The sequence below is a fragment of the Sphingobacterium puteale genome (assembly GCF_050986225.1).
GTDB classification, from domain to species: Bacteria; Bacteroidota; Bacteroidia; order Sphingobacteriales; family Sphingobacteriaceae; genus Sphingobacterium; species Sphingobacterium puteale.
In genome coordinates this window covers 2,007,362-2,023,256 of record NZ_CP158959.1, presented here as the reverse complement: position 1 = coordinate 2,023,256, position 15,895 = coordinate 2,007,362, and the positions used below count along the sequence as shown (strand labels likewise).

The window sequence follows — 15,895 nt, the reverse complement described above, 5'->3', positions numbered from 1 at the left end:
TTCATAGATCAATTTAATAGCCAGGATTCTGCTTCCAATGGGTGTTTACGTTCAATACGGTAGTCGGTACCGGAAATATACGGCGGAATTTTTCGCTCATTCCAGCAGCATAAAGTGAGCGGAAGCCCCAGTTATCTTCAAACTTACCGTAACGGATCAGGTCATTCCTACGCCAGGATTCATCCGCAAATTCCCGTGCGCGTTCATCCAGAATATCCTGTAGCCCCGGCGCGACCGTCAGCGCTGGTGCATTGACATAAGCGCGAACCTGATTGACCAAAGATTGTGGTGTCTGGCCGTTTGTGGGGGTTGCACCGCGAAGTATCGCTTCGGCTTTCATCAACAGAATATCAGCATAACGAAATACAGGTACGTCATTGCTCTGATTACGCTGATTAGCTGAGGTCACGGCTACGTCCATATAGAATTTTATGGAGCGATATCCCATGGACCGCCCTTTTTGGTCATTGCCGGCATTTAATGTAGCAGCACCATCGGGACGCAAGACAATATCCCGCGAGGTTTCCATTTGCCAGTCAAATTGCACGTCAGCATCGGCACCTTTATAATCCTGATCTATACCACGTTTAGAAGTTTTGATCAGGAAAGGACGGCTTTTATCTTCAGCGTAGTTAGACCAATAGTATTGCTTGCCACCGATATACGATGCGTTGCGTTCGTCTCCTTCCAAATTAAATTTGTCCAGGTAAGATGGTAACACACGAAAAGTGCCCCCTACACTTTGCGGCAATTGGGCGAACTGATTCTGCCCACTGCGGTGGATCCAAAAACGTGCATAGGTCATCCCTTGCTGTTTTTCCCGGTCAAAGGGCACGGCGAAAATAAAATCCTTGATCTGATACCCATTGTCAGGGCGAAATTTGGCCATAAACTTATGACTCGTGAGGTTAAACTGACCAGAAGCAATGATCTCGTCGCATAGGGCAACAACATCATTTAGTTTCTGATTCGGGGTAGCGGGCGAATAGCTGGCTACATCCGCCGTCGTGTAGACGTTCCAGTTGAGGTACAATTTTGCCAACAGCGCTTCAGCCATATATTTTGTTGCTTTTCCGTAGGTTGCCATGGACACTACAGTCGGCAGTTGCTCTTTTACTGCCAACAATTCAGACTCAATAAAGCGGCAGACGTCAGCCCGGCTGGAACGCTCAGGTACAGCGTCGATGGGCCCGGTAATCAAGGGTACTGCACCAAAGTTATCCATCAGTATAAAATAATAATATGCACGTATGGCACGTGCGGGGGCAGTAAATTCGGCTTTGTCGGCACCGAACAGCGTAATCGCATTATTGGCCAGGGTGATGCCGGTCGAAGCCGAATTCCATATACTGGGCAGCAAACCATTGTCTGCGGTCCAGTTGTGCAGGTGAAATTCACGGTATCGCCCACCATCGTAATAATCCGTACCGATAGCGACACTGACGGCCTCATCTGCAGAAAGCGTCTGAATCATCCAGTGGTCACGGCCCAGTGCTCCGCGGTAGGCCGCGTATACATCGGCCAAAATCGCTTCGGCGGCACGCTCGGTGTTGGGGAACTCCGTATGCTGTGATTTTATATCAACATCCAGATCGGTGCAAGAAACTATTGAAAAGGCAAAAGCCGATAGTGTGAATAAACGAATAAAAAATTCTGATTTCATATCTAAATATTATTTGATGAGCCTGCTATGCTCTGTTATCCATTTAATGATTCGATCCATCCCCAGTCTCCTTCGATCTTGTAAAAATCTTTCGAAAGGGGACCTTCCATTGATCAATGTCTTAAAGATTAAAATTTAGGCCAAACATAAAAGTGCGCGTACGGGGGTAGGTCTGCCGGTTATCGATCCCGGGTGTCAATCCGCCCAGCCCCACCTCCGGATCGATCCCTTTGTATTTTGTCAGTACAAACACATTGTTCATTGTGGCATAGACCCTAAGATTTTTCACAGGTATATTTTTGACCGGTAGGTTATACGCTAGCGTGACGTAGGCCAAACGTAGAAAACTTCCATTCTCCAGATAGCGATCTGACAGGTAATGCGCATTGATGTCCGTCATCCGTTCAGTCTCCAGTACACTGGCGAGCAGATTTTTTTGGCCTGCATTTCCGACGACATTCGAATGGCGTGCACGCGTAGCATTCAAGATCTTCTGACCAAAGGTTCCCTGAAACATGCCCGTTAAAGAAAAGCTTTTATAGGATAGGCTATTGTTCCAGCCCAGCGTCAATTTAGGCTGCGGACTTCCCGTTACGGTCTGATCTTTCTTTTGCGGGGTGATCGTGGTCTCGCCGATACGTTCACCGGTCTTTTCATCCCGCGCATAGAATACAGACACACCATTATCGTTATAGCCAGCCCATTCCCAGGTATAAAATTGCCCGATGGGCGCACCCGGCGTCAAACGCTGCTGAAAAAAATTACTTTGACCGGCCCCACCTAGATCCGAAAGCTCAATATAATCCTGAGTGAACTGCTGATTGGCAATGCTCACGACCTTATTACTGTTATGCGACAGTACCAGTCCAGTATTCCATTTGAACTGCTCTTTATCAATAGCTTTTGCATTTAGTGTAAGCTCAATCCCCCGGTTTTCAATTTCGCCCACATTGGCTGTCAGTATCGGAAAGATGTATTTCGACTGGCTTACCTGATAATCGTAGATCAGATCATTTGTTTTCTTCTTGTACAGTTCCAATGATCCCGTGAGGCGATTATTGACGAATCCAAAATCCAGTCCGAGATTGATCATGCTGGTAGTTTCCCATTTTAGATCCGGATTGCTATTTCGCAGTACCTGCAATGTCCGCAATGGACTTATCAAGCCTTGCGCATTCACATAATCAAAGAACTTCGAAGATGCCCCCTGGACACTTTGTGCGGTAAAGGCATCAAAGCCGAGCGAATTCCCACTTACACCATATCCCGCACGCAACTTTAAGTCATCAAAAATCCCCATTTCACGAATAAAGGATTCCTCAGAAAGCCGCCATGCGGCAGATACCGAAGGAAAGGTGGCCCAACGGTTATTGGTACCAAAAGCTGATGAACCATCGCGCCGTACTGTGGCCTGGAATAGATATTTGCTGTTATAGGCGTAATTTATCCGTCCGTAGACCGAGATCATGCGCAAAGTCGAAAGATAATAATTTCCAAAGCCCAGCAGATCGACCACATTCGCCATTCCCGGATTATAGTAACTTAAATCATCATTGTAGTAATCGGACGTCGTCAGTTGGAAGCCATCGTTGTTGTTATTCTCTTCCCAGGAGTAGCCCGCCAGAGCCGACACTTTATGTTGACCGGCAAATGTTTTTTCATAGTTCAGGTTCATTTCCATCACTTTGCGTTCGTCTTCTACCGCAGCACGGATAGACTTGCCATTTTGTCCGCGTGCAGCCATTGAAAACATGGAGTTGTACTGCGCATTGTTGAATTGCCTGTTTTGCAGGGAAAGATCAATGTTATACTTCAGTCCCGGCAATATTTCATAGCCCAATTTGGCATGCGCTTGCAGTACTTTGGTTTTGGAAAAATTTGTATTTTCCTCGATCAGCGATACCGGATTGGCATATTGTGAGCGGTCAGGTTTTTCAAACCAGGAGCCATCATCTTTTTTGACAGGAGATACCGGCAGATAGTAGTACATGGCATCATACACACTGAGTCCTTGATCCAGGGCGAGTACATCGTTCTGTTTGGTGATACTCGCATTGATATTAAAGGAAGCAGTCAACCGGTCGTTAAGCGCTTTGGTTTGCAAAAAAGCCCGGGCGATCTGCCGCCCCATATCCGTTCCCTTAATGACACCGTTATTTTTGATCGTATTAAGGCTGATGCTATATTGAGTTTTTTCGGTTCCACCCAGGATTGAAATATTATGGTTATTAGACACTCCTATTCGTTCCACTTCACGCTGCCAGTCGGTATCGGCCCCTAGATCATCCGTGGGCTCCATGGAAAAACCATTGTCTTTAACATACGAGCGATATTGCGCTGCATTCATCATCTCGTAGTGTTTAGCAACTTTGTCTATCGCCAGGTAACCATTGTAACTGATGTTTGTCTGACCTGATTTTCCACGTTTGGTGGTAACGATGATAACACCATTAGCTGCTTTGGATCCATAAATTGCTGTAGCTGAAGCATCCCGTAGCACATCGATGGACGCGATATCATCCGGCGCTATCAAGGCCAGAGACGCCCCGGGGACACCATCAATAACATAATAAGGTTCCATCGCTTCACCACTACGCAATGTTGAAGCTCCTCTGAGGCTGATGGAAGGCGTTGCATTGGGATTACTATTGTTCGTCGAAATCGTTAAACCCGCCACTTTGCCCTGAAGCATCTGCGCTGGCGAAGTAAATACACCAACATTGGCGTCTTCAGCTTTGATGGTGCTGATCGAACTGGTTACGTCTTTTCGGGACACACGGCCATAGCCGATGACAACTTCATCCAGTTTAACCGAACTTTGCTGCAGTTTTACACTGAGCGACAATGGCTTTCTGGCCTCAATAACGAAACCCGATAAGGTGTCCGCCTGAAACCCGACGGCGGAAAACACAAATTGATACCCACCCCGTTCGACTAAGTTCTGAAAATGGAATAAGCCTTGGCTATTTGTACTTGTCGTCACGCTTTGGCCTCCATTTACCTGGATAGCCTTCACGCTTACACCCGGAAGAAATTCACCTCTTTCATTCTGTACAGCTCCCTTCACTTGATCCTGCTGGGCATGTACATGACCCAGTCCAGCAGAAAGCAGCGCAAGAACAAGCAGGTTCTTTTTTTGTGGATTAGTTTTTTTGAGCATATCTGTTAGTTGTTTAAATTTTCGGTTTTCGTTTTTTCCTGTTTATAAAGGGTATAACTTCCATCGGGATTTGTGACATAGCGCAATTCATTGATCAGGCAGATTGTTGTCAGGATATCCTTCAATTTCTCTTTGTGTATATCGATCTCTCCTGTATAATGAATCTCGGAAATCACGTGATCGGCGATATGGATCTTATGTCCAAAAGCATTCTCTAGCCCCTGGAGCACGATAGGCATAGGGGTATTTTTCAGGTTTAACAGCTCGGGTGCTGAAAGATCAGGTTCTTTTGCGATACGCTTTTTACGCGGTATCTCCACGGTTGTAAGCCCCCGTCTGTTCACAGACAGTCTCTGTCCGGGGCTATTCAGAAATACCTCCCTGAAACGGTTAGAGACAGAGGATATAAGCACCTTGCCTGTATGTAGGGCTACGGTCACGGCTTTATTCTGCATAGAAGTATTAATCGTAAAGGAAGTACCGAGCGCCGTGGTTTTAGTCCCGGCGGCAAACACAGAAAATGGGCGCCCGGGATCAGAAGCGACATCAAAGTAAGCTTTACCGACCAGCTGTATATCTCTGCTCTTGCCTGTAAATTCTTTCGTGTATCGAATATGACTTCGAGAAAATAACCGCACACGGGACCCGTCAGGTAGGTCCAGCAGCATGCTTTGTGGATTCTTATTTTCAATTAGCGTCCAGCTGGTATCTTTGTCTGCAGCTGGCTGTTGCGCCACAGCCCCCCCTTTATTGGATAGAGCAGGTTCCTCTTTGGTCCACTGGCTGATAAAATGAAAGGAAAAAAACACAAGAACCGCTGCTGCCGCTGTATAACGCAACATACGAACGACCCTATGTTTACGAATGATCTTCCGCTCTTTCCGCTGCTCCGCTGCCAGAATTTCTTTCTGGATGAATGACAGCATTTTATCCCCAGGAATCTGTTTATCGGACTTTGCTCCATCGAATTGCGCCCAATCTTCGTCCTTGAAAAGACCGTTTATTAAGAACGGCATTTTCCATATCTTCTTTCGGATGTTATCCTGCTTTTTATCCTGCTTCATATACCTATTACGCAGGCCAAAGCCCTATCCCCTACTTCTTAACAATTATTTAATACAGGTAAGGTTTTCTTAATATTAAGGACTTATAACATAATCGTATAGAGGTGCTGTTTAAGCTGCAAAAGTGCTTTGCTGATATGTTGTTCCACTGTTTTGGTGGAAATGGAAAAGCGGGCGGCGATTTCTTTGTGTGAAAGCCCTTCTTTACGGCTGAGTTCAAAAACTTTTCGACGCATATTGGGCATATTCTGGATATCCATCTCCATGATACGGAGCAGATCCTTACTTTCAACGGAGTTTATCAGACTATCTGTAAATGGGGTAACAGCAGTCTGGCCTTCATATTTAAATCTGGCCGCTTCTTTACGTAATAAGTCTATCATTACCTGTCTTGCCATTCCAAAAAGCTGAACCAGAATAACACGTTGCTCGTCCAGCTTCGCTCTCTGATTCCATAACCTAATGAATGTAAGCTGTGTAACCTCTTGGGCGATGTATTCCGATTGTGTCCGCTTGAGCACAAAACCATAAATCTGTGTATGATATTGTTCATAAACTAGATTGAAACTTTTCTGATTATCGGATTTAATGGATTTGATATGTTCCATGCTGCTCCAAAATTAACGGGCCTAATGTTAATTTTTTATAAAGGTTTGGTAAATTAATGCCTTTCATAAAAAACATGAATTCCTAAGGAACCATGGCTATTTAAGTTGGACCCTGAATGGCTATTCCCAGTCCATGGCATAGGCAACTTTCTTTCCTTCATGCCTGTTTTCATTGAAAAACAACGCTTCCACTCAGGACCAGCTGTTCAGCATACAGCAGCGTGCCCCCGAAAAAAATATGGCACCATCGACTTTTGATCTGGTAAAGCAGATGCAGCTCGTATAAAAATTGTTTAACAGCTGGATTACACCACAATATTTTGTAGTTTTAACACACGAACAAAACAAAAAATGAGCAATAGGATATTTATTAAAGGAATTATTGGAATTTTTATTTTGGCGAGTGCGAGTTCATGCTCTAGTCAGAAGAATACAGTTCATATGGAACAACAAGTTTCACAACAAGAAGTTATAGGAACCATTGCCGCCATTGAAAACGGAAAAGATGGATATATGGCAACCGTTAAGGATAAAAAGGGTGCAATTTCGATTGTAACCATAAGTATTGTCAATCTCCAGAAATCAGGTGGAACATTCAAACGTTACAATATTGGTGATAGGATCCAAGCCAAAGGAGAATTTTGGAAAGACCAGGCCGGTGTCATGCATATCACTGCCAAGTCTATAAAGGAAGTCAAATAGATTTATTTCCAGTCTGCCGAATGTGCATAGGATAAAAGGACGGCCGGCGAAAGTCCGTCCTTTTATTTGTCATAACTAAATCAATCGAATCCAGTCCGCGATATCTTATCTTTTTAGTTATCAAAAAGTTCCTTCAGTTTTTCACTCAATGTCTCACCACGTAGGTCTTTGGCAATAATCACACCGTTGGGATCAACAAGCAAGGTACTCGGGATTCCCATAATACCATAGTAAGAAGAGACTTCATTATTAAAACCTTTTAGATCAGAAACCTGAGTCCAGGGCATCGCATCGTCCTTAATGGCCTTTTTCCACTTGTCTTCATTATCATCCAGTGAAATACCCAAAACCGTAAAGTTCTTATCTTTATATTTATTGTATTCTTTCAAGACGTTGGGATTCTCTTGCCGGCATGGCCCACACCAGCTTGCCCAAAAATCAACGAGTACATATTTTCCTTTAAACGATGAGAATGACACTAATTTTTTGTCGAGGTCTGCCTGCGAAAAATTTAACATTGCAGTACCGATAGCACTACGTTTTAATATGTCTAATCTATTGGCTAGCGCTTTTCCCTGCATGGTATTTTTCATCGCTGCTGATAATATGGCATATAAGGGTTGAATGTCTTCATACTTACCCACCATAGCACGGTCAGCAACTAAACTAAGGCTAAAAAAACTGGACGGATACTTTTTGATATATTCTGCGGCGCGTTCCCTTCTAATATTTCTGAAATTACTAATCTTCGCTTCAATTTGCTTTTTTTCTTCCGCGGTCGCTTTTCCATACTGTTGATAGAGCGGATTTTCCTGATCTGTTATATCTTGTAAAGAGTTTTGATAGGCATCGGCTTCGTCTTGTAGGGAAGATCCTTTTACTTGTAGTTTGTCTAATTCTTCTGCCGTTCCGGTTAAAGACATATTTTTTGCTTCTGCAAAAAATTCAACATACCGTTCTGGAAACATGATGGAAATTTTCTGCGGTTCATGGATTGCTGCTGACCAGGTAAACTGGCCGCCTTTAGTCTGAACGGTGTCCATTTTGGGCGCTCCGTTTACTGATCTATAAAAGACGATCTCCCCATCTTTTAATCCTTTAATATTTCCGTTGAGCTGCGCTTTCTGAGCCCATGCAGCGCAGGTCACTACTAGTAATCCTGCCGTTAATTTAATTTTGTTTATCATTTAATATTTTTTATATGTGATCATAATCCTGTTATGTCTATCGAAATATTTCAGTGAGCTTTTGATCGAGGTCTACATCCGTGCCGGCGCCACTACCATAGCGTCCAATGATTAGGCCTTGAGGATCGATCAATATTTTTGTTGGTAATGTAGATATGCCGTATTGACCACCGATGTAATTATCATCCCGCTCTCCTTTTCGTAATTTCTCGATATTTTGTCCTGACAACACGTGCTTCCATACAGCAATCTTATCATCTTCGACAGCTTTTCGCCATGCCTTTTCATTCCCATCATCAGATGCTACGCCAATGATTTCAAGGCCTTTTTCCTGGTATTTAGCATAAAGGGCCAGTAAATGTGGATTTCCTTTACGACAAGGTACACACCAACTTGCCCAAAAGTCCAGCAATACATATTTGCCTTTGTGAGCCGATAAAGTTAATGGGATACCATTGATGTCTGTACTTGTAAAATCGGGCGCATTTACCCCCACAGACCCACGGCGAATGGCCTGTATCTTAGATTGGACATAACGACCTGCGATACTGTGTTTGGCTCCAGTGCTGAGGGCTTCATATCTTTTCGCAGACTCTTCCACCGGCAACTGGCCTACTGCATACATCAGTCGATTTGCGGCGGTAAATCCGTTAGGATAATGTTCCAATACTTGATCCTCGGTCGCACGAATTTGTGCATGAAATGGCTCCATTTCTTTCTGAACAGCATTCATTTCAGCCCGTATAATTTTTGACGATGCCGTATCTTTCTGTTCTCTTATTGCCAGGTATCTCTCCACCACACGATTATAGTGTTGTTGAGCGGGTTGCATATTGATCCGGATGCTGGCTTGTTTTTTATTCAGCATTTCTTGTTCCGCATTGGAAATAGAGCCTTTAAGCTCGCCTAGCCCAAATTGGTTGTAATCGATGGTTAACGTCATCTCTCCGGGCTCAAGAATAAGGGGTAAACGCTTATTTGCTGAGCGTTCGCTCTTTTTTTCCATCAAAACTTCGGCTTGCGTGGGGTAGGCGAGCTGTCCTGTGAAGACAAATTTCCCTTGATTTAACTGCATGCTATCCATCCGTCCATTTTCGCCGTCTGCAATCGAGAGGTAGATATAACCATCCGCTTTTCCAGCTACTTTTCCAATTAGCGTAAATGATTTGGACTGCGCGAAAAGTGGCCCAGCCACCAATAGTAAGCTAATTTGTATTATGATTTTTATTGCCTTCATCTGTAAATTATTTACCAAAAACTGCATTCAATTTTGCATCAAGATCAGCATCAGATCCGCCTCCGGAACCATAGCGACCAATAATAACGCCTTGGGGATCAATCAATATTTTGGTGGGAAGCGTATGGATCCCATAATGTTCGGATATGTCCTGCGAGCGGTCGATGACGTTGTTTTCCATTTTAAGTCCACGAAGAACATGTTTCCAGATCTGTATCTGATCCTGCTCCACCGCTTTCTTCCAGGCAGCTTCGTTACGGTCGTCATCAGAAATACCGATGATCTCAAAACCGGCATCTTTATATTTATTATAAACGCTGATCAAATGTGGATTTCCCTGTCTACAGGGCACACACCAGCTCGCCCAAAAATCGAGTAGCACATATTTGCCCCTGTAATCTGCCAAACTAAGAGGTTTACCATCTATGTCAGGTTTCGAAAAGACATAGGCCGGGTTCCCTGGAAACCCGCTACGCATTTTTTTGATTTCATCAAAGACCTCTTTTCCATAACTGCTGTTTTTTACGTCGGAAGTGAAAGAATGGTATACTTTTTCAGCTTCCGCCAATGTCATCCCCGATATCTTAAAACGCATCAGATAGGCAGATACAATAGACTGTGGGTTTTTCGCAATAAAGTCGCGGTCTATTTCTTCTTGCTGCTTTTGGAAAGGTTCAAACTTGTCCCGGAAAGCATAGTTATCAATTTTCATTGCCTCTACCTTCTTTTCCATTTCTTTTAGCGTTTTGCTTGCTTTGGCATATTCTTCATTGCGCTTCTGATACTCTGCACGCAACGGCTCCATGGCTTTATTGATCGGTGCCTTTTGCTCATCGAGGCTTTTTAACTTATCGTTCTCTTTTGATCCGGTAAGTATGCTTTTATTTATACTGTCCGGATCAAGCGTCATTTTCATTGTTGTAGGTTCAAGAACAACTGAAAAGATATTGTCAAACGAAAGTGCCTGCCCGCCCAAGCTGATATAGCCAAATGTTGGCCCGGCAACGGCTCCCGTAAACTTGAACTTCCCGTTAGCAACTACGACACTGTCTTTTATTTGATTATCGTTACCCGTACCATAAGACAGATGGACATACTTTCCGTTCAGCTCTGGGGCCAGTCCGTTAATCACAAATTTCTTTTGGGCTGACACGGTTAACGAAGTCATCATTACGGCCATAAGCGCTATAAATTTATTGCTAGTATTCATGTTTTATCTCTTTAATTTTTAGTTTTTGTTTATTCCTGTCAATACTTTTTAAGCCAGGCATATCTGCTATTCTGTTGGTGTCAATTATAGTTATGGGTTCTGCACGAGGTTTGGATTGCTCGCAATTTCTTCATCAGGGATCTTCATCAGTATTTTTCCTTCGGTAGGTTGTACCGTCATAGACGAAGATTTGCCCGATGCATAATCGCGTACCATTGAAAGACCGTTTCTAAATTCATCATAACTCGCATGGCCTTCAAAGGCAAGTTCGATTTTACGCTGTTTTAAAATCTCTTTGAACAGCGCCTCACCCGCTAAGTTCTCAAGCGCAGTCAATCCGGCACGTTTCCTGATGATGTTTACATCAGCAAGAGCCGCAGCATTTTTTCCCAATTTGACCGATGCTTCGGCTCTATTTAAATACATCTCTGCTAATCTTAGATAACGGTACGGAGAACGGCTGTATAAAGAAGCATAGCCAATATTGTATTTATTGCATGCCAAGTGATCCTCTGGAAAGCCCGGTGTTATATTTTCGACATAGAATGCTTTTCTAAGGTCCTTTTCATCAAACAGGGATAGAAGATAAGGTGAAGGTCGATAGAGCCCACCTGTATAATTTATTTGAGAAGGCATCTTAAAGAGGTTGGCAATCAAACCATTCATAAATTCACCATTAATAGCAAATATGTCTTCTTTGTTGTTCAGGTTGTCCGTATCGTAATATTTTTTAAAGGCATCTCCTTGTATAAGTTCATAGCCCCCTTGACGAATGACCTTATCAGCGTATTCAAAGGCTTTTTGATTCGCTTCGTTATTTGGTAACGAAAAAGTACCGCCCCTGTAGAGTTCTACCCGGGACAATAGTGCTTCTGCCGACGAACTACTCGCGTAACTATTGGATTTCTGCTGTTTAAATAATGGGACCGAAGTCTTCAGATCGGATACGACCTGCTCATATATTTCAGCGACGGTTGCCCGTTTGGGTGCGAGGCCCGGTGCAAATTCATCATTGACCACCAACATCACGCCGAGCGAATTTCCATTACCTTGGTAGAATGGCATTCCATACAAACGGACCAGATTAAAGTAAATATAACCACGAAGAAATAATGCTTCCGCCTTTGCCTGCAGAATTACTGGATTAGTTTCGTCGTCTTTCACGTTGGCAAGCACTTTATTAATGTGCAACATAACGTTGTAGCTATTACGCCAAAAAGCATATGTATAGGAGAGATCTCTATTTGAAGAATTAATATAGTCAAATAGGTCAGTATTCCGGTTTACTTCCGCATCAAGGGCACGTATGGTATTTCCCCTGGCCTCTGAAAGAAAAATTTGCAAGTCCGTAAAACCAACCCCTATTGCGCTTTCTGACCCAACAGCAATTAGGTTATAAATACCCGACACTGCTTTTGAATAGCCAGACGGCGTATCAAATTGTCTTTCTTCAAAAATGACATTATGCGGCCTGAGCTCATCAAGTTGTTTGTTACAGGATGTAAGACCTAACCAAGTCAGTGCGATTAGAACAACATATCGTAATGTATATAATTGTCTATTGTTATATTGAATATTTTTCATCATTTACAAATTAAAATGTCAGCTGCATCCCGAGTAAAAACCTTCTTGGATTGGCAAAACCGGTACCCGCCCCACCATAGCTTGTGTTTACCCCTCCTAAGACGGCTCCTTCCGGATCTACGCCTACAAAATCCTTATGCTTGATCACATATAAATTATCGCCGCTAACAAAAACATCTGCGCGAGCTAGCTTCAAGGCTTTTAACACGCCGTTAGGCAAGCTATAGGTGAACCTGACATTGCGCAAACGGGCATGACTTGCATTCCCCCACATTTTGGATGAACGATAGGTGAGTGCAGTCCATGCATTCGGATCGGTGCTGAATACATCAGGATAATTCGCTTGCATATCCCCGGGCCCCTGCCAGACATGTTGATTATCGGCAAAAACAACATTATTACGGCCGAGCCTAGGCGCAGTTGGAGCCTGGAAATTATTCACTAAAGACATTTGGGTATAGTTGCCCACCTGAAACCACCACTCGACATTTAAGCTGTAATTTTTGTATTGAAAGCTGTTGGTAAATCCACCGAAAAAGCGTGGCGTAGCCTGCCCTACCCGTTGCCAGTTGGCCAAGTTGCTCACTTGCCCAATACCTTCCACAATTATTTGATTACCCTTTTCATCAAAATTATAGTGCTGCATATTACCGTTCTCAGGATTGATGCCTGCAAATTGGATCGCTTTGATCACATTGATATCTTCGCCAATTTTTCGATAATATGATCTGGAGTAAGAATCCAAAAGCGAATCCTGATACAGTCTGGTAAGCTTATTTTTATTGTAACTAAAATTAAAACTGGTATGCCAGTTGAAATGAGCAGACTTTACATTATGCGTGCTCAACGATACTTCGATACCCCGGTTAACGATCTGTCCAACATTCTGATATTGTGTTAATGCACCCTGTGCAGAAGGCAAACTGACCTGCTGTAATAGACCATCACTACGTTTGTGGTAGATATCCGCAGACAAATTAATCCTATTCTTTAAAAGTGCGATATCGAGACCGATATTGCTGTTGTGAAGTGTCTCCCAAGAAATCATCGGATTAGCCAATTGCGTGATCACTGCGCCGATATTATCGACCTGCTCATATCGAGCTGTCTCCGAATAAAATGTCGTATTTAGGTATCCGTCGCCCAGGTCTCTACCAGATGTACCGTAAGAAGCGCGAAGGCGCAAATTATCAATAGCCTTAATGTTTTTAAAAAAGCTCTCTTTGGATATATTCCATCCGCCACTGAACGAGTAAAAAGTACCGTATCGTTTGTCGCGTCCAAAATTGGTCGTCGCATCCGTACGAACGGAAATTGAAGCCATATAGCGGCCTGCATAGCTGTAGTCAGCCTGCCCGAATACCGAAAAGGTGGCGCGTTCCTGATAATTTCCCGATGGTTTGTAAGGAAATCCATATGCCACATTGATCACACTTCCAAAATTTTGTGCGGCCCCCATATTCCGCTCACTGGGCAATACATTATACATGTCTATGTCCATGATTTCTGTGGTCCTTTTGCCCCATTCTTGTCCTACCAACGCACTGATAACATGATTACCGCCGACTGTCTTGTTGAAATTCAATGTATTGGACATAAGGTAATCAACGAATTTAGTATCATCAATCTCTAGCGTTCCATTAGGTAAAACTGCACTTGTCGGAGAGAATAAATAAGGGTATCCACCATACTTTCCGGAAAATGAACGTGGATCTAAGTAAGAATTGACATTGGTGCCTACAAAATTAAGCGAGTTGGAAGTCTGAAAGCTTAAAAAAGGAAGTATATTATACCGCAGACTTATGCTGGCTAAATGATTTTGTACCTTTGTCAGCTTCGTATTATCATATCCCGTTTCCGCAAGAAAATTTTGCGTCCATGTTGTGTAAGCAGGTCCATAATTACTCGACTGTCGCACAGGCAGACTGTCCAATAGATTGCCGGCATTATCATACGGATACATAAATGGCTGGATCATATATAATTCAGGCACCCCGTTGCGTTTGGTGATCCGGTCAATAATAGAGCTTACATTGATACGTGCAAGTAATTTACTTGAAATAGCATGGTCAATATTAAATCTTATATTTTTTCGGTCAAAACCATTATCATATAATGCTCCATTTTCCTTAAACCACCCGACTCCCATATAAAATTTAGTTTTATGGGTACCATGACGTACCCCTACTTCTGTATTGGTAAAATTTCCATTGCTATAAATTTTATCTTCCCAATTGAAATTACGCGTACGATCTTCATCCGTATAGACGCGGCGTTCGCGAATAAAATCGGCGACGTTCGGAAATGTCGTCCTTATGGAAGGAGTTTGCTCCCAATAGCGTTTCATCTGCGTATCCATAAAATCAATAAGTTCGGTCGTATTCATAAACCGGATGTCCCTTACTGGCTGTATTACCCCAGCCTGCACCCGCGCTTCCACTGTGCTTTTACCAGCCTGTCCCCGTTTCGTAGTCACGACAATGACCCCCTGTGCAGCCCGGGATCCATAAATAGCTGTAGATGCAGCATCTTTTAGCACGCTGATATCTTCAATATCAGCCGGATTGACCGCATCCTGTAAGGACTGATAATTGGTGATCACACCATCGACAACAATCAGTGGACCGAGGTAATTGTTTGTAGGGGTGGTCATTGACGATTGTCCCCTTGCAATCACCTGACCTTTTGCTCCCGACTCTCCGGTACTCTCCGTAATATACAGACCCGTCGTTTTCCCTTTAAGCATCGATAGCACATTGGGGGTGCTGACGCTGTTACGAAGTTCTTCACCCTTGACAGATTGTACCGCGCCGGTCACTTCAGAAGCCCGTTTGGTCAAGTATCCCACCACGACAAGCTCTTCGAGGCTTTCAGCAAGAACATCCATCCTGATTGTACCGATATTTTCAGTCGCAGCCAGATTAAGGCGACGGTAGCCAAGCAGCGATATTTCCAAAAAACTTTGTTTTGGTACGCTTTCGATAATGATTTCCCCATGGCTATCTGATTTAGAATCCTTTATAACATGTTTATTTGCCGAAATGACCCTGATGGTTACGCCAATGAGGGGCCTAGCCAGCGAATCGACCACCCGCCCCCTAACTGTTATCGTCTCTTGTTGTCCATTATCGTCTATTTGCGCAAGATTAGATACTGTTGGGGTGTTTTCTCTTTCTCTGATGGTGATGAGCTTACCCTGTATCTTGTAGCTCAGCTGTAAACCATGAATAATCTGCCGGATGGCTTGATCCAACTCCATGTCTTTTATATCAATGGCAATTCGGGTATTGCTATTGACCCGTTTTGCAGACCACAGATAATGGTAACCAGTTTGTTTATTGACTTCGCGAAAAGCCTCTTTGAGTGTGATGCTCTTATTTTTCAGTGTCACCTTTTGCGCGAGAGCCGTAGCACTTATCTGTAGACAGACCAAAAAACAGCTGATGGTTGTCAGTGAAATTTTCATAATGTAGGGTTTCG

General features: G+C 43.5%; 10 protein-coding genes. 1 reads left to right on the top strand and 9 read right to left on the bottom strand.

Features of this window, described 5'->3' with window-relative positions; genetic code table 11:
- Window positions 1–13: 13 nt before the first annotated feature.
- From ABTV71_RS08295 to ABTV71_RS08280, 4 genes are all read right to left on the bottom strand, one after another.
- Window positions 14–1,663: a RagB/SusD family nutrient uptake outer membrane protein gene (locus ABTV71_RS08295; protein WP_433902873.1), complete on the bottom strand. Its 1,650-nt coding sequence runs from the start codon at window positions 1,661–1,663 to the stop codon at window positions 14–16.
- A 121-nt stretch (window positions 1,664–1,784) separates the two neighbouring features.
- Window positions 1,785–4,823, bottom strand: coding sequence for a SusC/RagA family TonB-linked outer membrane protein (locus tag ABTV71_RS08290; protein WP_433902872.1), 3,039 nt, complete (start codon window positions 4,821–4,823; stop codon window positions 1,785–1,787).
- Window positions 4,824–4,828: 5 nt separating this feature from the next.
- Window positions 4,829–5,887 carry a FecR family protein gene (locus tag ABTV71_RS08285; RefSeq protein WP_433902871.1) on the bottom strand — a complete coding sequence of 353 codons (1,059 nt, stop codon included), beginning with the start codon at window positions 5,885–5,887 and terminating at the stop codon, window positions 4,829–4,831.
- Window positions 5,888–5,970: 83 nt separating this feature from the next.
- Window positions 5,971–6,495: an RNA polymerase sigma factor gene (locus ABTV71_RS08280; RefSeq protein ID WP_121126811.1), complete on the bottom strand. Its 525-nt coding sequence runs from the start codon at window positions 6,493–6,495 to the stop codon at window positions 5,971–5,973.
- A 441-nt stretch (window positions 6,496–6,936) separates the two neighbouring features.
- Between ABTV71_RS08280 and ABTV71_RS08275 the strand changes: the two genes are divergently transcribed.
- Entirely contained in the window at window positions 6,937–7,197 is a 261-nt protein-coding gene (locus ABTV71_RS08275) for a hypothetical protein (protein ID WP_433902870.1), read from the top strand.
- Window positions 7,198–7,310: 113 nt separating this feature from the next.
- Here ABTV71_RS08275 and ABTV71_RS08270 read toward each other — a convergent pair whose 3' ends face one another.
- From ABTV71_RS08270 to ABTV71_RS08250, 5 genes are all read right to left on the bottom strand, one after another.
- Window positions 7,311–8,384 (bottom strand): redoxin domain-containing protein, encoded by a 1,074-nt coding sequence (locus ABTV71_RS08270; protein ID WP_433902869.1) that lies wholly within the window; start codon window positions 8,382–8,384, stop codon window positions 7,311–7,313.
- 37 nt (window positions 8,385–8,421) lie between these two features.
- Complete coding sequence (locus ABTV71_RS08265; RefSeq protein WP_433902868.1) at window positions 8,422–9,621, bottom strand: redoxin domain-containing protein; 1,200 nt, start codon at window positions 9,619–9,621, stop codon at window positions 8,422–8,424.
- Window positions 9,622–9,628: 7 nt separating this feature from the next.
- The gene (locus ABTV71_RS08260; RefSeq protein WP_433902867.1) at window positions 9,629–10,831 is read right to left on the bottom strand and encodes a redoxin domain-containing protein; all 1,203 of its coding nucleotides are present in this window, start codon (window positions 10,829–10,831) and stop codon (window positions 9,629–9,631) included.
- 90 nt (window positions 10,832–10,921) lie between these two features.
- Window positions 10,922–12,418, bottom strand: coding sequence for a RagB/SusD family nutrient uptake outer membrane protein (locus ABTV71_RS08255; RefSeq protein ID WP_433902866.1), 1,497 nt, complete (start codon window positions 12,416–12,418; stop codon window positions 10,922–10,924).
- A gap of 7 nt (window positions 12,419–12,425) precedes the next feature.
- Window positions 12,426–15,881 carry a SusC/RagA family TonB-linked outer membrane protein gene (locus ABTV71_RS08250; RefSeq protein ID WP_433902865.1) on the bottom strand — a complete coding sequence of 1,152 codons (3,456 nt, stop codon included), beginning with the start codon at window positions 15,879–15,881 and terminating at the stop codon, window positions 12,426–12,428.
- Window positions 15,882–15,895: the final 14 nt, after the last annotated feature.